The following is a 21,568-nucleotide window of genomic DNA, read 5'->3' on the forward strand; positions in this document are numbered from 1 at the left end:
CATTACCCGGCAGCCGCGTACAGGTCGATGATCTGTGCCAGCGTGGCGGTGCGTGGGTTACTGCGAATACAAATATCCTCCAGCGCGGCGTGAGCCCATGCGCTGTACTGCTCGGGCTTTGCCCCAACGTCAGAGAGCCGTTTGGTCTGTCCCACTTCGCTAATCAGCTCGCTGACGGCGTTAATGGCATCGCGATCGTCCGACTTCTTGTTGGTTAACGCGCGTCCGATATGGCTAAAGCGCTCACGACACACCATGCGGTTGAACCCCATTACCGTGGGAAGCAGCATGGCGTTAGCCTGTCCGTGTGGAATGTGCAACGTCGCCCCCGGCTGGTGCGCCATCGCATGGCACAGGCCAAGCCCAGCGCTGGAAAACGCCATCCCGGCCATACAGGAAGCCAGCAGCATGCTTTCGCGCGCCGCCAGATCCTGACCGTAGCCGACGGCCTTCGGCAGCGATTTACCGATCATCGCTATCGCACCAATCGCCAGGCTGTCGGTAAACGGCGTCGCGTTCAGTGCGCTATACGCTTCAACGGCGTGCGTCAGTGCATCAATCCCGGTCATCGCCGTTACGTGCGCAGGCACGCCTTCCGTCAATGCGGCGTCAAGGATCGCCACATCCGGCATCAGGGTTGCGTGGGCCAGCACTTTTTTGAGTCCGGTCGCGGCGTCGATAATCACCGTGACGTTCGTGGTTTCTGAGCCCGTTCCGGCGGTAGTCGGTACGGCAATCAGCGGCAGACGCGGGCGTAACACGCTACGCTCGTCCATGTCAGCCAGCGTCTGGGTAGGATTGGTCACCAGCAACGCCACTGCCTTGGCGGCATCCAGCACGGAACCGCCGCCGAAAGCCACGACACCGTCGCACTTCGATTCACGCAGTTGCGCGACTGCCGCGCAGACGTCCGTAATGCACGGTTCGCCCACCGGGCACGGCCACAGCGTCATCGCCACGCCTTTCATCGCCAGACTGCGTTCCAGCGCAGCGGTCATCCCAGCCTGATGCAGAAAGCTGTCTACCATGACGAACATGTGCGTCAGTCCGCGCGTTTGTGCTTCCTGACCGCAGGTACTGAGCGCTCCCAATCCGCAAAGGGTGACCGGTGGAACGCTAAACGTTTTAACGCGTTGCAGATTCAGGGTATCGAATGCCTGAAAGAGCGCGGTCTGCAATTCAGCTTGCATAGATTCCTTCCGCTTTTTCTTTTCCGCTGTTTGCAATCGCCAGCGGAGTCATAAACAGGCTGTGCTGGGGTAAATGCACCTGCAGTTCCGGGAAACGCTTACGGAACAGTTCATCAACGCCTGGCTGCATACAGGAGCCACCCGCCAGCCACAAATCAGCGACACCCTGTCCGGCAATATGGTGCGCCACGATTTCCGCCATCTTTTCGTAGACAGGCTTCACCACCGGCCAGATTTCTTTGCCATTGCTGCGCTTGTACTGCTCGGCTTCTTCCAACTGGATACGACGGTTCCCGGCCAGCGTCAGAGAGATATGGTGCCCGCCGGTCGCTTCATCAGCGGAGTAAGTCACTTTGCCCTGTTTAACAATCGCAATCCCGGTAGTGCCACCACCAATATCCACCACGCCGGCGTTATCAAGCTGCAACAGATCCGCCACCGCGGTTGGTTCGTCGAGGACATGGCTCACTTCAAGCCCGGCAGACTCCAGCACGTTAATAGAGATGCGTGGGTCAGTTCCCGGTGGAAACGAGGTTGCCGCATGGGTAAAACGGCAACCCAGTTGTTGTTCGAGCGTATCGAGATGGCGACGAACGATGGTCACCGCACCAAAGAAATCCCAGACGATGCCATCGCGCACGACATCGGCCCAGTCCAGGCAAACCGCGACCGGCTGTCCGTCACTGTCCACAACCATCGACACCACATCACACGTTCCCAAATCAATGCCCAACCACAGCGGTGAATCGCTCTTTGCGGGCGTCTGGTTACATAGCGTTGCCGCTTTTAGCAGTCTGGGTGTCAACCAACGTTGTTCGTCGTGCGCCATCTCATTTACTCCTTATACAATTCTGAAGGCGTCTACCAACACACAGCGACGCAGACGCACAAACGTACGCGCACTGGTCACCCCTTCCCCGGTTGGTGTGGTAATGGTCATCGTGGTCCAGCCTTCACCGCCCAGTCCAAGACCGGCAATACACGGCCCGTTCTTAACGAAGATGCTGGTATCAATAGCGTTTGCCATACGGTTCATATTTTCGATATTGCGTGAGTGCATCGCCGCCGTATGGTGGCAGCCGCCTTCCAGCTTGACCGCCAGTTCAATGGCTTCATCGACGTTAGCAACCCGCACGACCGGCAGCACCGGCATCATCAGTTCGGTAACGGCAAACGGATGCGTCGCGGAGGTTTCGACGAATAACAGACGGGTTTGCTCCGGTACGTTCAGACCAATCGCCGCAGCGATTTTTCCGGCATCGCGCCCGACCCAGTCACGGCTGACTGTGCCTTTACCGCGCTCATCGATATTTTTCAGCAGCACCGGCTGCAGCTGTTCGGCCTGAGCCGCGGTCAGTTTCACCGCATGCTGGCTTTCCATCAGACGCATCAGTTCATCAGCGACGCTATCGACCACGATCAGCACTTTTTCGTCGGCGCAGATGATGTTGTTGTCAAACGATGCACCTTTGACTATCGACTGCGCCGCACGTGCCAGGTCAGCCGTTTCATCAACCACCACTGGCGGATTACCCGCACCAGCGGCAATCAGACGTTTGTTGGTGTGCTTACGCGCGGCGTCTACTACGGCTTCACCACCGGTCACCACCAGCAGGCCGATACCTGGGTACTTGAACAGACGCTGCGCAGTCTCGATATCCGGGTTGGCAACCGTCACCAACAGGTTTGCCGGACCACCTGCAGCAACCACCGCCTGGTTAAGCAGAGTGATAGCGCGCTGAGAGACTTTTTTCGCCGCCGGATGCGGTGCGAAGACCACGCTGTTACCAGCGGCAATCAGGCTGATGGCGTTGTTAATGACGGTCGCGGCCGGGTTGGTGGATGGGGTTACCGAGGCCACCACGCCCCACGGTGCGTTTTCAATCAGCGTCAGACCGTTATCGCCGGTCAGAACCTGTGGAGACAGGCATTCCACACCCGGCGTGCCGCGCGCCTGCGCCACGTTTTTGGCAAATTTATCTTCGACGCGTCCCATGCCGGTTTCAGTGACGGCAAGTTCCGCTAATTCTCTGGCGTGCTTTTCGCCCGCCTCACGTAGAGCCGTGATAGCCAGTTGGCGCATAGCGACGCTTTTCAACCCCTGCTGGGCCAGTTTTGCTGCCGCCACTGCGTCATCCAGGGAGGCAAAAACGCCCATTTCTTGAACGGCACTGACGGGTTGGCTGCTGTCTTTCATTTTCAGCAGTACCGCTTTCACGACCTGTTCAATATCCTGTTGATTCATGATTTTCTGCCTTATTTATGGAAGATCACCTGACCACCTGCCACCACTTCATCGACAATGCCAATCACGCACAGATCGACAGGCGATGATTCATTCCGGTGCGCCTGACGGGCGGAGCTTCCGCTGACCAGCAGCACCCACTCTCCGGTTCCCGCCCCGATGCTGTCGATAGCAACAGCACATTGCCCGTCGGGATTTCCCTGGGCGTCAATCATTTCCACCATCAGCAACTTGTCGTGCGCGAGCCCCTGATGGCGTACGGTACAAACAATTTGTCCTGTAACGATTGCCAGTTTCATACGCGCCTCCGTGGCATATTTCAGGTAAAACCTCCCCCTACCCTCCGCAGAAGGTAATGTGAAAAGGAGAGAGGGTGACGCCAGCAATGAAGTCTGTGGCGTCACATGGACGACTTACATGTCGTTGCTGTCGCCTTTAAAGCTGATCGGGAACACTTCTTCCAGATCGCCGTGCGGACGTGGGATCACGTGTACTGAAACCAGCTCGCCAATACGCTGTGCTGCCGCAGCACCTGCGTCCGTTGCAGCTTTACATGCCGCTACATCGCCACGGACCATGGCAGTGACCAGACCGCCACCGATCTGCTTCACGCCAACCAGTTTCACGCGTGCCGCTTTAACCATTGCGTCAGAAGCCTCAATCAGTGCAACCAGGCCCCGGGTTTCAATCATTCCTAATGCTTCCATTGTGTTTTCCTCTCATTAAGGGGTCCAGAACGGGACCTAAACAACCAGTGTTTGTGAGGCGTTTTCACGACTCACGTCAGTCTGGCGCGGCACTGCTGCCACCAACGCCAGTTCGATAATTTCCTGTACGCTACAGCCACGAGAGAGATCATGAAGCGGTGCGGCAAGCCCTTGAATCAACGGACCTACTGCGCGATACCCTCCCAGACGCTGGGCGATTTTGTAGCCAATATTGCCTGCCTCCAGCGATGGGAAGACCATCACATTGGCATTGCCCTTTAACGGACTGGCGGGCGCTTTTTGCGCTGCGACATCCGGAACAAAGGCGGCATCAAATTGCAGTTCTCCGTCCACGGTAAGCTGCGGGGCACGCTCACGAACGATCTCGGTCGCCTGCTGTACGTTAGCGACGTTAGGATGGCGAGCACTGCCATTACTTGAAAACGACAGCATAGCCACGCGCGGCTCTTCACCAGTGATCGCCTGCCATGTCTGCGCGCTGGCAATCGCAATATCCGCAAGCTGTGCGGCGGTGGGCTGCGGCACGACGCTGCAATCGGCAAAACCTAATGACGGACCAAGGTACTGCGGCAGCATCAGGAAAATTGACGACAGCGTTTTACAGCCAGGCTGTAGCCCGATAATGCGTAATCCGGCACGCAGCACGTTCGCTGTTGATGAGAGATTGCCCGCAATACAGACGTCAGCTTTACCCGCGCTAACCATTGCAGCGGCGAACATCAGCGGATCGTTGAGTTTTTCCAGCGCATCCGCAGGCGTTTTATCTCCCGCGCGGGCCAGCCAGCGCAGCGCAAACTCTTCGCGCATTGGCTGATTGCTTTGCGGATCGATAACCTGAATACCATCCATTGCCACCCGGTGACTGAGGGCAAACTGGCGCAGCGCAAACGGACTGGCAACGAGAATGGGATGTGCCAGACCGTGCTGGTGCAGGTAATTCGCCGCCTTCAACACCCGGACATCCAGCGCATCCGGGAACACCACCCGTGCCGGTGAGCGTTGGGCGAGTTGACGAGCACGTTCAATGATCATTGCTTCTCCCCCAGTCGCTGTTGAATTTGGTTAACCGTCAGCGGATGCTTCGCAACGCTCAGAATCATCATCACGTAGACCGTACTGGAAAGGCGGTTGAGCGCCTGCATAATGTCCGGTCGCATAACCTCAAAACTGCGAGTGATGAACACCTGGGCCGCCACCGTCTCCGTTTCACGGACTTTGGTACGCAGCAGATTAAGCAGCGCGCAATCACGTCCGTGGCTGGCTTCAGGCACCAGATGGTCGTGGTCCAGATAGCGCAGCGGTTGATGCGAAAGACGGTGTAAATCTTCGTCACTTAACCCCACGACAGCTTGTGCTGCCAGCGGCTCATCCATGGCGTCAGCGCGCATAATATTGCCCAGGCGCGAGCGGATATCCGCCAGCCACGGCTGCCACGGTTCTGTCATCTCAATCTGCAACCACACAGCCAGGGCGATGGTGCTGTCCAGCGCGGCGCGAAATCCCAGGCGCGGATCGCTTTTGGCGACCATCTTGTCCGCCGTCAGATGCGTCAGGGTGTCCGGTTTCTTCGCCACCGGTTGATGGCACAGTTCGCAGCTGGCCTGTGGATGCGTATCACTGCTGGTTAACCCATGCACCGGCTGCGGCTGCTGTTCTTCGTCATCAATAAACAGGCTGCCCTGCTCGTCGATAAACTTAATACGCAGATGTCGGCTTTCCAGTAATTCCCGGGCAGACGGCGTCAGGCGAGCGTCAGCGGGGAGATGAATTTCAGCCCCTTCGCTGAGCGTATGATTCGCTCTGAGCCATGCTTCGGTAATGAAATCCTTCATACATCCGCCTTAGCAGGACTGCCAGTTCGCAGGCCAGGCCACATACAGAAACTTCACCGTTGATGGCGTACCAAATTCGATGCTGGAACCTTTCGGGATAAACATCACGTCCCCGGCTTTTGCAATCATGGTTTCGCCTTCGTGGCGAACGTGCAGCTCGCCTTCCAGAATCATGTCGATTTCGTCGTAGTTCAGCGTCCATGGGAAAAAGGCGTTATCCCACTGCATAAACCCGGCGGCCATACTGCTACCGTCCTGGTCGGTCACCAGATCGGTTAAGCCCACGCAGTGCGGCTGCGCGCCGTCAAAACGACCAAACTTCACGCTGCTGCCGTCAATGACTTTGACGCCGCCTTTGCCGGTAACCGAGTTAAAACTCGGCTGCATTCCGCCCTGCTCCAGCGACTGCTTCTCCTTCATAACTTTGTCCATCAGTTGGGCGACCAGGCTTTCGGTAAACTGCCCTTCCGGTAACTGCGCAATGATGGTTTCGCGAATGCGCTGGCTTTCCGTTTTGCCATCATCAACCGCCGCCGGTACAGCAGCAGTTGGCGCGGATTCATCGCATTCACTGATGGTAACGCCCAGCAGCTCCGCAACTTCGCGCGCCTCCGGGGTGATGATGCTGGCGCGCAGAACAACCGACATTTCCTGTTCGCCGCGTGCGTGGGCCGCACGAATATCGTTAGCTGTGATGAGTTTTTTCACCTGCCCTTTCCTCCTTTTGGCTGAGCTCAGTCAGATAATCCACCAGGTGCTGCACGCTGCGCGGGTCATGGCTATTGAGCTCAAAAATCGGCTCCTGAAACCCCATCCCGCGAAGTAGTTGTCGCGTTGCGGCGACGTCGGCATCCGGCATGTCCGTTTTACTGATAACGGCGATTTGTCGTTTACTGGCGCCGATATCCAACAGCCCGGCAGGTAAGCGACTTTCTTTATCATTTGCCGCGTGTATATAAATCAACGTATCGACATCCTGCAGCGTGGTAATTAAGGCGTGATACCAACGCGGATGGCTAAAATATTCCCCTGGCGTATCGATATCGCCATTTTCATTAAACTCCACGGCCTGTGTTTTTCTGGCGAGGGAATAATTCCCCTGTAGCGCATTAAAGAGCGTTGTTTTCCCCGCCCCCACCGTACCGACAAATGCAATACGTTTCATCGCCGCCTCTGATTAACTTTTTGTCAGGTTGCACAAAGTGAAATTTAATAATCGACCCAGACCGCTTACCGTCTGTAATAACGCTTCTTCTACTGCGCCTACCGAACCGTAGATCACCAGTGCGCCGCTGAATCTATCGAGAAAACCGATATGTACATCCGCCGCCTTCATGGCTAAGTCACCGGCAATCATCGCGGTTTCGCCTGGCGTCAGCGTCATGATGCCGATAGCGCCCGCTTCGGGAACGCCGATCTTTTTCGCTAATTCCTCGCCGGGGTGCGCAATGAGATGCGCCAGCGTGACCTGTTTCCCCGGCACAAATTCCTGAATAATGCGTTCTTTTTCCATTGCTCACCGCCTCCGCTAAAACTGCCCTCATCGTGGCAATTTTTTGTCAGAGTAAATAACAAAATTCGGCAACCAGGTTTAAAAGGTGAAGTAGATCACTAAGAAAGGGAAAATAAAAAGGCACGGGAGAAACCCGCGCCGGAAATAAATTAAAGTGAAATTACAGCGGCTGCGTTTGGGCTTCTACAACCGCCAGCGCCACCATATTAACGATACGACGAACAGAGGCGATCGGCGTTAATACGTGAACCGGTTTCGCAACCCCCATCAGCACTGGGCCAACCGTAACGCCTTCAGAACTGGAAACGCGTAGTAAGTTGTAACTAATACGGGCCGCTTCCATATTTGGCATCACCAGAATATTCGCTGAGCCTTTCAACGGACTGTCCGGCATGCGGTCATTACGGATGCTTTCCACCAGCGCGGCGTCGCCGTGCATTTCGCCGTCAATCATCAACTCTGGCGCGCGCGCCTTAATCAGCTCCAGCGCGTCGCGCATTTTGCTGGCCGACGGACAGTTAGAGGAACCAAAGTTGGAGTGCGACAGCAACGCCACCTTCGGTTCGATACCAAAGCGACGCACGGTCTCTGCCGCCATCACGGCGATTTCCGCCAGTTGCTCAGGCGTAGGATCGTCGTTGACGTAGGTATCGGCGATAAAGGTGTTACCGCTTGGCAGCAGCAAGGCGTTCATCGCCCCGGCAGTATGCACGCCGTCGCGATGGCCAAATACCTCTTTTACCACACTGAAGTGCTCATGATAGTCCCCAATCGTACCGCAGATCATCGCATCCGCTTCGCCGCGCTGTACCATGATTGCGCCAATCACCGTAGTGTTGGCAATCACCGCACGCTGCGCCTGCTCCTGGGTAATCCCACGACGCTTCATAATCTGGTAGTACTCGCTCCAGTACTCTTTAAAGCGCGGATCGGACTCATTGTTGACTATTTCAAAATCGACGCCCGCTTTGATCTGCAGACCCAGTTTCTGGATACGCATTTCAATAACGCTTGGACGACCGATCAGGATCGGTTTTGCCAGCCCTAACGTGATCAGCTCCTGGGTAGCGTGCAGTACGCGCGCTTCTTCCCCTTCGGTCAGCACCACGCGCTTCGGCGCTTTGCGTGCCAGGGAGAAAATCGGCTTCATGAACAGGTTGGTTTTGTAGACGAATTCAGTCAGCTTATCGATGTAAGCGTCAAAGTCGGCAATCGGACGCGTTGCCACGCCGGAGTCCATCGCCGCTTTCGCCACCGCGGGGGCGATTTTGACGATCAGACGCGGGTCGAACGGTTTCGGAATGATGTATTCCGGGCCGAAGCTCAGGTCCTGATCGCCATAAGCAGATGCCACCACTTCACTCTGCTCAGCATGCGCCAGCTCAGCAATCGCGTGCACCGCCGCCAGTTTCATCTCTTCGTTGATGGCCGTCGCACCAACGTCCAGCGCACCGCGGAAGATGAACGGGAAGCACAGGACGTTGTTAACCTGGTTCGGGTAGTCTGAACGACCGGTACAGATGATGGCGTCGGAACGCACCTCTTTTGCCAGCGGCGGCAGGATTTCCGGCTCCGGGTTGGCGAGTGCCAGAATCATTGGCGCACGCGCCATCTTCTTAACCATTTCCTGCGTCAGCACTTTCGGGCCCGAGCAGCCGAGGAAAATATCTGCGCCGTCAATGACATCATCCAGCGTACGCTTACCGTCATCCACCACCGCGTAAGCCGCTTTGGTTTCCGCCATGTTCGGTTCGCGGTCTTTGTAAATCACACCTTTGGAGTCACAGACCACAATATTGTGTTTCTGCATCCCCAGCGCTACCAGCAGGTTCATACAGGCAATCGCCGCCGCACCTGCACCAGACACCACCATGCGCACGTCAGAGATATTTTTCTCAACCACCCGCAGACCGTTCAGAATAGCGGCTGTACTAATGATCGCCGTGCCGTGCTGATCATCGTGGAAAACCGGAATATTCATGCGTTCGCGCAGTTTTTGCTCAATATAGAAGCACTCCGGCGCTTTAATATCTTCGAGGTTGATACCGCCAAACGTGGGCTCCAGGGCCGCAACCACATTGATAAACTTATCCGGATCGAGTTCATCGACTTCAATGTCGAACACGTCGATCCCGGCGAATTTCTTAAACAGAACGCCTTTACCTTCCATCACCGGTTTGCCGGCCAACGCGCCAATGTTGCCGAGACCCAGCACCGCTGTGCCGTTGGAAATAACCGCAACCAGGTTGCCGCGCGCGGTATATTTGTAGGCTGCCAGCGGATCCTTTTCAATTTCAAGACACGGTGCAGCCACGCCCGGCGAGTAGGCCAGCGCCAGGTCGCGCTGCGTTGCCAGAGGCTTGGTCGGAGAAACCTGGATTTTACCGGGTACCGGAAATTCGTGGAAATCGAGGGCGCTTTGTTTTAACTGGTCATCCATCTTGTTGTTCCTTTCACGTATCTATCAAAAAAGTGGCGCGGGTAACCATTCTACTGAGCCGCACATTATCACCTCAGTCAACGGTACAAACTTTGAAGGTCCCCAAACTCTCACCATTCAAAGAAAGAATTTGTTATCAATTTATAACAACCATGTTACCTGCTTAATCCAGCAATACCATGCCTGTCTGCTATGCTTTTTGCTGACAACGCCCGCAATTTTCCCAAAAGTGTGAATCACAACACGCATCTAACACTTTACTTTTCAAGGAGTATTTCCTATGACCCGTAAAGAGCTTGCCAATGCCATTCGTGCGCTAAGTATGGATGCCGTCCAAAAAGCTAACTCCGGCCACCCTGGAGCACCAATGGGGATGGCCGATATCGCCGAAGTTCTGTGGAACGATTTTCTACGCCATAACCCGACCGATCCCACCTGGTACGATCGTGACCGGTTTATTCTGTCCAACGGCCACGCCTCAATGCTGCTTTACAGCCTGTTGCATCTTTCCGGTTACGACCTGCCAATCGAAGAATTAAAGAACTTCCGTCAGCTCCATTCGAAGACGCCAGGGCACCCGGAAATTGGCTACACGCCAGGCGTGGAAACCACGACAGGACCGCTGGGTCAGGGTTTAGCCAACGCCGTCGGTATGGCCATTGCCGAACGTACGCTGGCAGCGCAGTTTAACCAGCCGGACCATGAGATTGTTAACCACTTTACCTGGGTCTTTATGGGCGACGGCTGTCTGATGGAGGGTATTTCACACGAGGCTTGTTCGCTGGCGGGCACGCTGGGGCTTGGCAAACTCATTGGCTTCTACGATCATAACGGCATCTCAATTGACGGTGAAACTGACGGCTGGTTTACCGACGATACTGCAAAACGCTTTGAGGCTTATCACTGGCATGTGGTGCACGACATTGACGGTCATGACCCAGAGGCGGTGAAAAAAGCCATTCAGGAAGCGCAGGCTGTTACCGATAAACCATCGCTAATTATCTGCCGCACGGTGATTGGTTTTGGCTCACCAAATAAAGCAGGGAAAGAGGAAGCGCACGGCGCTGCGCTGGGCGAAGAAGAGGTAGCACTGACCCGGCAGAAGCTGGGGTGGCATCATCCTGCTTTTGAGATCCCCAAAGAGATTTACCGGGCGTGGGACGCACGCGAGACAGGCGAAAAAGCGCAACAGGGCTGGAAGGAGAAATTCGCAGCTTACCAACAAGCCTACCCGGAACTGGCGGCAGAGTTTACTCGCCGGATGAGCGGTGGGCTGCCGGAAAAGTGGGAAGAAACAACCCAGAAATATATTACCGAGCTGCAGGCCAATCCGGCCAAAATCGCCACCCGCAAGGCCTCGCAAAATACCCTCAACGCTTACGGGCCTATACTGCCTGAGCTGCTTGGCGGATCGGCGGATTTGGCCCCCAGCAACCTGACCATCTGGAAAGGCTCTTCCTCTCTTAAAGAGGATCATGCAGGAAACTACATCCACTACGGCGTGCGGGAATTTGGCATGACCGCGATTGCCAACGGTATCGCCCATCACGGGGGCTTCGTTCCGTACACCGCTACGTTCCTGATGTTTGTCGAATATGCCCGAAATGCCGCGCGTATGGCGGCACTGATGAAAGCCCGACAAATCATGGTTTATACCCACGACTCGATTGGCCTGGGGGAAGATGGTCCTACGCACCAGGCCGTTGAACAGCTCGCTAGCCTGCGCCTGACGCCTAATTTCAGTACCTGGCGACCGTGCGATCAGGTTGAGGCGGCGGTAGGCTGGAAGCTGGCAGTCGAACGTCATGACGGGCCAACGGCGCTGATCCTCTCGCGGCAGAATCTGGCACAGGTTGAGCGCACGCCTGAGCAGGTGCAGCAAATTGCCCGCGGCGGTTATGTACTGAAGGATGGCGGCGGTAAGCCGGATGTTATTTTGATTGCTACCGGTTCAGAAATGGAAATCACGCTGCTGGCAGCGGAAAAACTGACCGGAGAAGGTCGTAACGTGCGAGTGGTTTCTCTGCCCTCAACCGATATCTTCGACGCCCAGGATGAGGCGTACCGGGAATCGGTCCTGCCAGCAAACGTCAGCGCTCGCGTGGCGGTAGAAGCAGGAATTGCTGACTACTGGTACAAATATGTCGGGCTGAAAGGGGCAATTGTTGGGATGACGGGTTATGGAGAGTCGGCTCCAGCGGACAAACTGTTCCCGTTCTTCGGCTTTACGGTAGATAACATCGTCGACAAAGCGCACAAGGTGCTTAACGCGTGATCCACAGTGTGGGCCAGGCATCTGGCCCATGCCAGTTATCGCAGCTTGGCTCCTGGGCATAGCGCACCAGGCGAAAACGTTGACCGTCGTAGCGCCAGCGGGTCTGGATACCGCAATCTGCCAACCCTCGTCCTTTAGCGAGGGTGACCAGCTCCCGCGACTTCTCGTCAAACGTAGCGTTGGTCAGCTCCATATCGCGACTTTCTGCATCCGTTTTAAACGGCAGGCTTAACCGTACCGCGCGTGAAGTCAACGGAGTCGTACGTGAAACCACCCACGCCAGATCGATGGTGTTATACGCCCCGGCCTCACAACCAATCATCAGCAGCGCTTTATCATCCGTTAGGGCCGTGACGCGCATCTCGCGACGCAGCGGATCGATAGAGCAGCGAATACCGTTGATCCGCCAGTTACCATAGTCCAGCAGTTCACTGCGCTCCTGCTGCGTGAGAGGCGTTGGCGTTGGATTAATGACCGCTACACCTTTCAGCGCGGGGGCCGGAGGTACGCTGAGCGGAGGCTCGTCACCTTTTTCAATCCATGCAGTTTCGCTCCCCACCCGTTTTTGCTGGGCGTCGATAAACAACAACGCGGCTTTTAGCCCGGCCAGCGAAAGGTTTTGCGCACCTTTTTGCAGAGTAATCGCCTTCGCGTCCTGTACGGTTTGTAAAAATGCGCTGATGGTGGCGGGATCATCGGTCGTCAGCTGCCAGGGAGTTATGCGCCAGTGCTCGCCGCTCAGCGAGAGTGGCGCACCATCCAACAGCAGACGCGGCGCAATATCGCTCTCTTTGACGCTGGACGATTCCAGCCCGCCCAGCTCAATACGCAACACGGCGTCAGTATGTGCCCCAGCGCTGCGGCTCAAGGTCATGACCAGGCCGTGGTGCTCTCCGGTATTTCGCGCCACGCAAAAATTTTGGTTATTACACGTTACCTGCCAGTCAGAAAACGCCTGTTGCGCGGGCGCAGCCCACAGCAATCGGGCAGGTAGCAACCCGAGCAGGAAAAGGAGAATAACGCGATAGCGCATGGACGGTACAACCCCGAAGTCAAAACACACAGCCTAAGCGGTATCTTCCTTGCGCGACTGATGTGGCTCAATAAGAATCGTCGGATTGGCCGTAAATTTGTAAAGAAATATAAATCCCGCGCATTAGTCCATGAGATGCGATGACTGCAAATAGTTCAGCAATAGCACCGTTTTACCGTCACGGATCTCACCCGTTTTGATCATTTCCAGCGCCTGTGTGAACGGCAGTTCCAGAACTTCAATATCTTCATCTTCCACGCCGCCCCCCGCGTTTGTCCGCTGACTGTCACGGTATTGCGCGATGAAGAAGTGGATTATTTCCGTCACACCGCCCGGCGACATGTATAGCTCAAACAGTTTACGTACTTCACCCACTTCAAAGCCGGTCTCTTCAATCGCCTCTTTTCGAATACATGCTTCCGGTTTGTCGTTATCCAGCAGCCCGGCGCAGGTTTCAATCAGTTGACCGTCTTCGTTACCGTTGACCCATGTCGCAACGCGAAACTGGCGGATGAGCACCACCGTTTTCTTCTCCGGGTTATACAGCAGGATTGTGGCGCCGTTACCACGATCGTAAACCTCACGTTTGTGACGGATCACCTCTCCATTCTTACGGGTCAGGTCATAAGTGATATTGCGCAGGACGAAGTAGTTATCGGAGAGGACTTTATCTTTGATGAGGGTAATTTTTTGCGACATACCGGCTCCACAGCAAGAAGTGAGAAATAATACTACGCCGTGAAACCGGGTTTGTCTTGGAACAATGTAGGCCTGATAAGCAAAGCGCCATCAGGCATTCATGCGGCACATTGCCGGATGGCAACGCTAACGCGTTTTATCCGGCCTACTCGCCGATTAATGAGATTTGACTGATTTTACGCCCAGCCAGTCGACGATCCCCTGGGCGGCGTGCCGCCCTTCCGCCATGGCCGTCACCACCAGGTCTGCACCGCGTACCGCGTCGCCACCGGCAAAGATTTTCGGGTTACTGGTTTGATAACGGTATGCACTTTCAACATCGGCGGCAATGCGCCCCCAGTTATCGACCTTAACGCCATGCGACTCCAGCCACGGCATGCCGTGTGGGTGAAAACCAAACGCCATAATCACCGCATCTGCGGGCATGACAAACTCACTCCCGGCAATGGGAACCGGGCGACGACGGCCCTGCGCATCAGGTTCACCAAGTTGGGTACGTAAGAAACGCACACCGCTGACTCGCCCATCGGCATGCAACACCAGCTCAACCGGCTGAACGTTAAACTCGAAATTTGCCCCCTCTTCCCGGGCGTTCTTCACCTCTTTTTTCGAGCCGGGCATGTTGGCTTCATCACGACGATAGGCGCAGGTCACCTGGCTTGCACCATGACGCAGGGCGGTTCGCACACAGTCCATTGCCGTATCGCCTCCGCCCAGCACAACCACGTTTAGTCCGGCGGTGTCGATAAACGGTTCTTCAGGCAGTTCCTCCAGCCCCATCACCTGCTTGGTGTTGGCAATCAGGAACGGCAGCGCATCATACACGCCTGGCGCGTCTTCATTTGGCAGGTCCGCCTTCATGGAACGATAGGTTCCTACGCCCACGAACACGGCATCGTAATCCTCCAGCAGCTTTTCAAGCGCGACATCCTTACCCACTTCACAGTTAAGTTCAAAATGAATACCCATGGCGCTGAAGATTTCACGGCGGCGCGCCAGCAGCGATTTGTCCAGCTTGAAGGCCGGAATACCGAACGTCAGCAAACCGCCAATTTCGGGATGGCGATCGTAGACGGTGGCGCTGATACCGCTGCGCGCCAGCACATCCGCACAGGCCAGACCCGCCGGACCCGCACCGATGATGGCAACACGCTTGTCCACTTTCTGCACATGGCTTAAGTCCGGTCGCCATCCTTTACTCAGCGCCCGATCGGAGATGTAACGCTCAATATTACCGATGGTGACTGCGCCATGCTCGCTACGCACCGTGCATGCCCCTTCGCAGAGTCGATCCTGCGGGCATACGCGTCCGGTCACCTCCGGCAGGCAGTTGGTCTGGTGAGAAAGCTCAACCGCCGCGTCGATATTCCCGGCTTTGACCAGTTCAATCCACTGCGGAATGTGGTTATGCAACGGACAGGTCCATTCGCAGATACTGTGGTCGCCGCATTTCAGGCAGCGAGAGGCTTCGCGCTCCGCCTGCGCCGTACGAAACGGCAGATAGATCTCTTCAAAGCTGGTTTTCCGGGCCTCAATCGCCAGTTTATCCGGCTCCCCGCGCGCAGGCGTCGCCTGCATTTGCTCACGTTTAGTGATGACATGTGGAACAAAATCGGTAGTGCTGGCATGCCATGGCTGGCTTTCCAGACTTGCGGTACGCAGCCTGCGCGCTTTTGACAGACCGGTAAGCGAATTTTCCGTCACCAGCTGTAACGCCTGCGCCGGACAGTTTTCTACGCAGGCGGGTCCCTGTTCACGCCCCTGGCACAGATCGCATTTGTGCGCGGTAGCTTTCACCTTCCCTTTGGCGACGGGAGTGAGTACGATCTGCATCGTGCCGAAAGGACAGGCTACAACGCACGATTTACAGCCAATACACTTTTGCGGGTTCACCTGAACGCTGTCGTTATCATGGCTAATTGCCCCGTTTGGGCAGCTTCTGGCGCAGGGTGCATCTTCGCAGTGGTGGCAGGTCACCGCGCTGCGCTGCTGCTGATGCTTAATGACGGTAATTCGGGGCTGAAAATGCCGTTGGTTCAGGACATGCTGTTCGCCATTGTGAGCCATGACGCAGGCGACCTCACAGGCATGGCATCCCAGGCACTGCTGGCTATTGACCATAATAAAACGATTCATGGCTTCCTTCTTTTTTGGTTGCAAAAACCTTATTCTTTATAAGAGTGTTATTAACCGACACGGAAGGAAGCGGCAATGTTCATTTGCCCAGGAAGCACAACTATTTATCCAGAACCTGTGGCAGATCAATTTATTTCATCGCATATGAAATTGTGTTTCAGTTACCATCCAGTTTCATGGCGTTTTATTAACATTTATCAAATACACCGCATCGTTCACGCTGTTTTCAGGCGCGACGTGTATTGTGTGAGGATGCACAAGTGACGGTAAAGCGTCCGGTTTCGGCCAGTCTGGCTAAAGCTTTTTTCTACATAGTGCTGCTGTCAATTCTCTCAACGGGTATTGCGCTGCTCACGCTGACCAGCAGCTTGCGAGATGCCGAAGCCATCAACGTTGCTGGCTCATTGCGCATGCAAAGCTACCGTCTGGGTTACGATCTACAAAGCCAGAGCCCGCAGCTTAACGCCCACCGCCAGCTTTTCCAGCAGGCGCTAAACTCGCCAGCACTACAGAATCTGAACGCGTGGTATGTGCCACAAGCGGTAAAAAGCCGCTATGGACGTCTGCATGCTAACTGGCTGGAAATGAACGCCCGACTGATCGACGGCGATTTAAAATGGTACCAGGCCAACATCAACAACTACGTCGATCAAATCGATCTCTTCGTGCTGGCGTTGCAGCATTATGCCGAACGCAAAGTGATGCTGGTATTTGGCATCTCGCTGGCGGGCGGGATAGGCATATTCACCCTCGTCTTCTTTACCCTGCGGCGCATTCGCCAGCAGGTGGTGCGTCCACTGAATAAACTGGTGATGGCCAGTCAGCAAATTGAACACGGTCAGTTTGATATCCCACCGCTGGATACCGGTTTGCCCAATGAACTGGGATTGCTGGGCAAAACGTTTAGCCAGATGTCGAGTGAATTACACAAGCTGTACCGCTCGCTGGAAGCCTCGGTAGCAGAGAAAACCCACGATCTCCACGAAGCCAATCGCCGTCTGGAGGTGTTGTATCAGTGCTCGCAGGCGTTAAATACCAGCCAGATTGACGTGCACTGCTTCCGCCATATTTTACAGATCGTCCGCGAACATGACGCCGCGTATTTCCTTGAGCTCACCGTCGGTGATAACTGGCGGATTAGCGAAGGGACTAAAAGCCTCGAGCTGCCAATGCAAATCCTGCCAGTCACCATGCAGGAAACCGTCTACGGCGAACTGCACTGGCAAAGTCCAAACGTCAACGCTTCTACTCCGCTGCTCAACAGCGTCTCCTCGATGCTGGGACGCGGGTTGTACTTCAACCAGGCGCAAAAACATTTTCAGCAGCTGTTGTTAATGGAAGAGCGCGCGACCATTGCACGCGAGCTGCACGACTCGCTGGCGCAGGTGCTCTCTTATTTACGCATTCAGCTCACGTTGCTTAAACGTTCAATTCCGGAAGATAACGCCCCAGCGCAAAGCATTATGGCGGATTTCTCCCAGGCGCTGAATGATGCCTATCGTCAATTGCGCGAGCTGCTGACCACCTTCCGTCTGACCTTACAGCAGGCAGACTTACCCTCCGCCCTGCATGAAATGCTGGAAACGCTGCAAAATCAGACCTCAGCTAAACTCACACTCGATTGTCGGTTGCCTACGCTTGCGCTGGATGCGCAAATGCAGGTGCATCTGTTGCAGATCATCCGCGAAGCGGTGCTGAACGCCATTAAGCATGCGAGTGCGAGCGAAATTGCCGTCAGTTGCGTAACGGCTCCGGACGGCAACCACACGGTTTATATCCGCGATAACGGCATCGGCATTGGCGAGCCGCATGAGCCTACAGGGCACTATGGACTAAATATTATGCGTGAGCGGGCGGAAAGACTAAGCGGCACGTTGACCTTCTCTCAACCTTCTGGAGGGGGAACGTTGGTGAGCATCAGTTTCCGTTCGGCTGAATCAGACAGTGAGCTAACGTAAAGAACCGCAAAGCGCCGTCGGGTCTGGATCCAGGCCTGACAGCGTTGGCACGAAAGGTATGCTGTAAACGGGCATGATAATTTACATTATCTTCTTTTTTTCTCCACGTTTGACCCGTACCTTGCCGCTAAAGTGAAGCAAGCCATACCCATAACGATACGCAGAAACACGAGGTCCTCTTTTAATGGCGAATTTTTTCATCGATCGCCCCATTTTTGCCTGGGTGTTAGCTATCCTGTTGTGCCTGACAGGAGCCCTGGCTATTTTTTCACTGCCCGTTGAACAATATCCCGATCTGGCACCGCCAAACGTGCGGGTCACCGCCAACTATCCTGGCGCCTCGGCTCAGACTCTGGAAAACACCGTCACCCAGGTTATCGAGCAGAACATGACCGGTCTCGATAACCTGATGTACATGTCATCGCAGAGCAGCGGGACAGGTCAGGCTACGGTTACGTTGAGCTTTGTTGCCGGAACCGATCCTGATGAGGCCGTCCAGCAGGTGCAAAACCAGCTGCAATCGGCAATGCGTAAACTGCCGCAGGCGGTACAGGATCAGGGAGTTACGGTGCGTAAGACCGGGGACACCAATATTCTGACTATCGCCTTTGTCTCCACCGATGGCTCAATGGATAAGCAGGACATCGCCGACTACGTCGCCAGTAACATTCAGGATCCGCTCAGCCGTATTAACGGCGTGGGGGATATTGACGCTTACGGCTCACAGTACTCCATGCGTATCTGGCTTGACCCGGCCGAACTGAACAGTTTCCAGATGACCGCTAAAGATGTGACCGACGCTATCGAGTCACAGAATGCGCAGATTGCCGTCGGACAACTTGGCGGTACGCCTTCGGTGGACAAGCAGGCGCTGAACGCGACGATCAACGCCCAGTCGCTACTGCAGACTCCGGATGAATTCCGCGCCATTACGCTACGCGTCAACCAGGATGGTTCAGAAGTTAAACTGGGCGATGTGGCAACGGTCGAAATGGGTGCTGAAAAGTATGATTACCTCAGCCGCTTTAATGGAAATCCTGCCTCCGGCCTGGGCGTGAAGCTGGCTTCAGGCGCCAATGAAATGGCGACAGCAACGCTGGTCATTAACCGTTTGAACGAGCTGTCACAATATTTTCCGCACGGGCTGGAATATAAGGTGGCGTATGAAACCACCTCCTTTGTTAAAGCCTCAATCATCGACGTGGTAAAAACCCTTCTGGAAGCTATTGCACTGGTATTCCTCGTGATGTACCTGTTCCTGCAAAACTTCCGCGCCACGCTGATTCCCACCATCGCCGTTCCCGTCGTCCTGATGGGTACCTTCTCCGTGCTTTACGCCTTTGGCTATAGCGTTAACACCTTGACGATGTTTGCGATGGTGCTGGCGATCGGTCTGCTGGTCGATGACGCCATTGTAGTTGTGGAAAACGTCGAGCGTATTATGAGTGAGGAAGGACTCTCACCGCGGGAAGCGACACGGAAATCGATGGGACAAATCCAGGGTGCGCTGGTCGGTATCGCCATGGTGCTGTCAGCGGTGTTTATCCCGATGGCCTTCTTCGGCGGCACCACCGGGGCAATTTACCGCCAGTTCTCGATTACCATCGTCTCCGCCATGGTGCTGTCTGTTCTGGTGGCGATGATCCTCACCCCTGCACTGTGCGCCACCCTGCTCAAACCGCTGCATAAGGGTGAGCATCACGGACAAACCGGTTTCTTCGGCTGGTTTAACCGGATGTTTAATCGCAACGCCGAGCGCTACGAAAAAGGCGTCGCCAGAATTCTGCACCGCAGCCTGCGCTGGATACTGATCTACGGCCTGCTGCTCGGCGGAATGGTTTTCCTGTTCCTGCGCCTGCCAACCTCCTTCCTGCCACTGGAAGACCGCGGCATGTTTACCACCTCGGTACAGTTGCCCAGCGGCTCCACACAGCAGCAAACATTGAAAGTGGTTGAGGAAGTGGAGAAGTATTACTTCACCCATGAGAAAGACAACATTATGTCAGTCTTTTCCACAGTCGGTTCTGGCCCTGGCGGGAACGGTCAAAACGTGGCACGTATGTTTGTCCGCTTAAAAGACTGGGATGAGCGCGACACCACTACCGGGACCTCTTTCGCCATCATCGAACGTGCGACCAAAGCCTTTAATAAGATTAAAGAAGCCCGCGTCTTCGCCAGCAGCCCTCCGGCTATCAGCGGCCTCGGAAGCTCTGCCGGTTTCGATATGGAGCTGCAGGATCACGCCGGTGCGGGCCATGATGCGTTAATGGCCGCGCGCGACAAACTCATTGAGCTGGCAGGGAAAGACACGTCCCTGACTCGCGTTCGTCATAACGGTCTGGACGACAGCCCACAGTTGCAAATTGATATCGATCAGCGCAAAGCCCAGGCGCTGGGCGTTTCCATCGACGACATCAACGACACATTGCAAACGGCCTGGGGTTCCAGCTACGTCAATGACTTTATGGACCGGGGCCGCGTGAAGAAGGTTTACGTGCAGGCGGCAGCAAAATATCGCATGCTCCCGGACGACATTAACTTGTGGTACGTCCGCAATAACAACGGTGGCATGGTGCCTTTCTCGGCCTTTGCGACTTCACGCTGGGAAACCGGTTCACCACGTCTGGAGCGCTATAACGGATACTCCGCGGTCGAGATTGTCGGCGAAGCCGCGCCTGGCGTCAGTACCGGTACGGCAATGGACATAATGGAATCGCTGGTGCGCCAGTTACCGACAGGGTTTGGCCTCGAATGGACTGCGATGTCTTATCAGGAACGGCTATCGGGCTCTCAGGCCCCTGCCCTGTACGCCATTTCTCTGCTGGTCGTGTTCCTGTGTCTGGCGGCACTGTACGAAAGCTGGTCGGTACCCTTCTCCGTCATGCTGGTCGTGCCGTTGGGGGTCATTGGTGCGCTACTGGCGACCTGGATGCGCGGCCTGGAAAACGATGTGTATTTCCAGGTCGGGTTACTTACCGTTATCGGGCTATCGGCGAAGAACGCAATATTGATTGTTGAATTCGCCAATGAGATGAACGAGAAAGGACACGATCTGCTCGACGCCACGCTCCATGCTTGTCGCCAACGTTTACGCCCAATTCTGATGACGTCACTGGCGTTTATCTTCGGGGTGCTGCCGATGACCATCAGCAGTGGCGCTGGTTCTGGCGGTCAACATGCGGTGGGGACTGGCGTAATGGGCGGGATGATTTCAGCCACAATTCTGGCGATTTACTTCGTTCCCCTGTTCTTTGTGCTGGTGCGCAGACGCTTCCCATTGAAGCCACGCCCAGAATAATCGGACACAAAAAAGGCGACTTACGTTGAGTCGCCTTTTTTTATCCTTTACAGGATATGAATTTCTTCCAGAAAATTATTTACGAAGCATCACTTCGATAAAGTCTTTCCAGTTCCCCAGTTCACGTTCAATCATAACAACCTCTCTTATTATTATGGGCATTCTACGAAATCATCATCATTAAAAGAAGGCAATTTAACCGATGGTTGCGATTGATTCCT

At 55.2% G+C, this 21,568-nt stretch carries 18 protein-coding genes; 3 read left to right on the plus strand and 15 right to left on the minus strand.

Annotation, left to right across the window (positions count from 1 at the left end; translation table 11 throughout):
- Nucleotides 1–2: 2 nt before the first annotated feature.
- The 11 genes from eutG to maeB form a co-directional block, all read right to left on the minus strand.
- On the minus strand, nt 3–1,190 hold the full coding sequence (gene eutG, locus OGX86_RS12295; protein ID WP_286640122.1) for an ethanolamine utilization ethanol dehydrogenase EutG: 1,188 nt from the start codon (nt 1,188–1,190) through the stop codon (nt 3–5).
- On the minus strand, nt 1,180–2,019 hold the full coding sequence (eutJ, locus tag OGX86_RS12300; RefSeq protein WP_079935155.1) for an ethanolamine utilization protein EutJ: 840 nt from the start codon (nt 2,017–2,019) through the stop codon (nt 1,180–1,182). Before eutJ ends, eutG begins: the two co-directional genes overlap by 11 nt.
- A gap of 12 nt (nt 2,020–2,031) precedes the next feature.
- Nucleotides 2,032–3,435: an aldehyde dehydrogenase family protein gene (locus OGX86_RS12305; protein WP_003835050.1), complete on the minus strand. Its 1,404-nt coding sequence runs from the start codon at nt 3,433–3,435 to the stop codon at nt 2,032–2,034.
- A gap of 11 nt (nt 3,436–3,446) precedes the next feature.
- Nucleotides 3,447–3,734, minus strand: coding sequence for an ethanolamine utilization microcompartment protein EutN (gene eutN / locus OGX86_RS12310; protein ID WP_003038011.1), 288 nt, complete (start codon nt 3,732–3,734; stop codon nt 3,447–3,449).
- Between the two features lie 114 nt (nt 3,735–3,848).
- A complete protein-coding gene (gene eutM, locus OGX86_RS12315; RefSeq protein WP_003835054.1) occupies nt 3,849–4,142 on the minus strand; it encodes an ethanolamine utilization microcompartment protein EutM in 294 nt (97 codons plus the stop codon).
- A 36-nt stretch (nt 4,143–4,178) separates the two neighbouring features.
- A complete protein-coding gene (gene pta / locus OGX86_RS12320; RefSeq protein WP_032944169.1) occupies nt 4,179–5,195 on the minus strand; it encodes a phosphate acetyltransferase in 1,017 nt (338 codons plus the stop codon).
- Entirely contained in the window at nt 5,192–5,995 is an 804-nt protein-coding gene (gene eutT, locus OGX86_RS12325; protein ID WP_191226947.1) for an ethanolamine utilization cob(I)yrinic acid a,c-diamide adenosyltransferase EutT, read from the minus strand. The genes pta and eutT overlap by 4 nt, the downstream gene beginning before the upstream one ends.
- 9 nt (nt 5,996–6,004) lie before the next feature.
- Nucleotides 6,005–6,703 carry an ethanolamine utilization acetate kinase EutQ gene (eutQ, locus tag OGX86_RS12330; RefSeq protein ID WP_032944171.1) on the minus strand — a complete coding sequence of 233 codons (699 nt, stop codon included), beginning with the start codon at nt 6,701–6,703 and terminating at the stop codon, nt 6,005–6,007.
- Nucleotides 6,681–7,160 (minus strand): ethanolamine utilization acetate kinase EutP, encoded by a 480-nt coding sequence (gene eutP / locus OGX86_RS12335; protein ID WP_003037998.1) that lies wholly within the window; start codon nt 7,158–7,160, stop codon nt 6,681–6,683. The genes eutQ and eutP overlap by 23 nt, the downstream gene beginning before the upstream one ends.
- 12 nt (nt 7,161–7,172) lie before the next feature.
- Nucleotides 7,173–7,508 (minus strand): ethanolamine utilization microcompartment protein EutS, encoded by a 336-nt coding sequence (gene eutS / locus OGX86_RS12340; RefSeq protein WP_003037995.1) that lies wholly within the window; start codon nt 7,506–7,508, stop codon nt 7,173–7,175.
- Nucleotides 7,509–7,668: 160 nt separating this feature from the next.
- Nucleotides 7,669–9,948: an NADP-dependent oxaloacetate-decarboxylating malate dehydrogenase gene (gene maeB / locus OGX86_RS12345; protein WP_003835063.1), complete on the minus strand. Its 2,280-nt coding sequence runs from the start codon at nt 9,946–9,948 to the stop codon at nt 7,669–7,671.
- 280 nt (nt 9,949–10,228) lie between these two features.
- On the opposite strand from maeB, the gene tkt reads away from it, so the two are divergent.
- Nucleotides 10,229–12,223, plus strand: coding sequence for a transketolase (gene tkt, locus OGX86_RS12350; protein ID WP_048224972.1), 1,995 nt, complete (start codon nt 10,229–10,231; stop codon nt 12,221–12,223).
- Here the strand turns inward: tkt and OGX86_RS12355 are convergent.
- The 3 genes from OGX86_RS12355 to aegA form a co-directional block, all read right to left on the minus strand.
- Nucleotides 12,213–13,256 carry a DUF1176 domain-containing protein gene (locus OGX86_RS12355; protein ID WP_168978079.1) on the minus strand — a complete coding sequence of 348 codons (1,044 nt, stop codon included), beginning with the start codon at nt 13,254–13,256 and terminating at the stop codon, nt 12,213–12,215. The genes tkt and OGX86_RS12355 overlap by 11 nt on opposite strands.
- A gap of 123 nt (nt 13,257–13,379) precedes the next feature.
- Nucleotides 13,380–13,955 (minus strand): GDP-mannose pyrophosphatase NudK, encoded by a 576-nt coding sequence (nudK, locus tag OGX86_RS12360; protein WP_286640123.1) that lies wholly within the window; start codon nt 13,953–13,955, stop codon nt 13,380–13,382.
- Nucleotides 13,956–14,111: 156 nt separating this feature from the next.
- Nucleotides 14,112–16,091, minus strand: coding sequence for a formate-dependent uric acid utilization protein AegA (gene aegA, locus OGX86_RS12365; protein WP_048215802.1), 1,980 nt, complete (start codon nt 16,089–16,091; stop codon nt 14,112–14,114).
- A gap of 260 nt (nt 16,092–16,351) precedes the next feature.
- Between aegA and narQ the strand changes: the two genes are divergently transcribed.
- Complete coding sequence (narQ, locus tag OGX86_RS12370; protein ID WP_048215801.1) at nt 16,352–18,049, plus strand: nitrate/nitrite two-component system sensor histidine kinase NarQ; 1,698 nt, start codon at nt 16,352–16,354, stop codon at nt 18,047–18,049.
- A 184-nt stretch (nt 18,050–18,233) separates the two neighbouring features.
- Entirely contained in the window at nt 18,234–21,347 is a 3,114-nt protein-coding gene (gene acrD / locus OGX86_RS12375; protein WP_286640124.1) for a multidrug efflux RND transporter permease AcrD, read from the plus strand.
- A gap of 75 nt (nt 21,348–21,422) precedes the next feature.
- Here acrD and ypfM read toward each other — a convergent pair whose 3' ends face one another.
- A complete protein-coding gene (ypfM, locus tag OGX86_RS12380) occupies nt 21,423–21,482 on the minus strand; it encodes a protein YpfM (RefSeq protein WP_001386977.1) in 60 nt (19 codons plus the stop codon).
- Between the last annotated feature and the right edge of the window lie 86 nt (nt 21,483–21,568).

Source organism: Citrobacter sp. Cpo040, from assembly GCF_030332915.1.
Lineage (GTDB): Bacteria > Pseudomonadota > Gammaproteobacteria > Enterobacterales > Enterobacteriaceae > Citrobacter > Citrobacter portucalensis.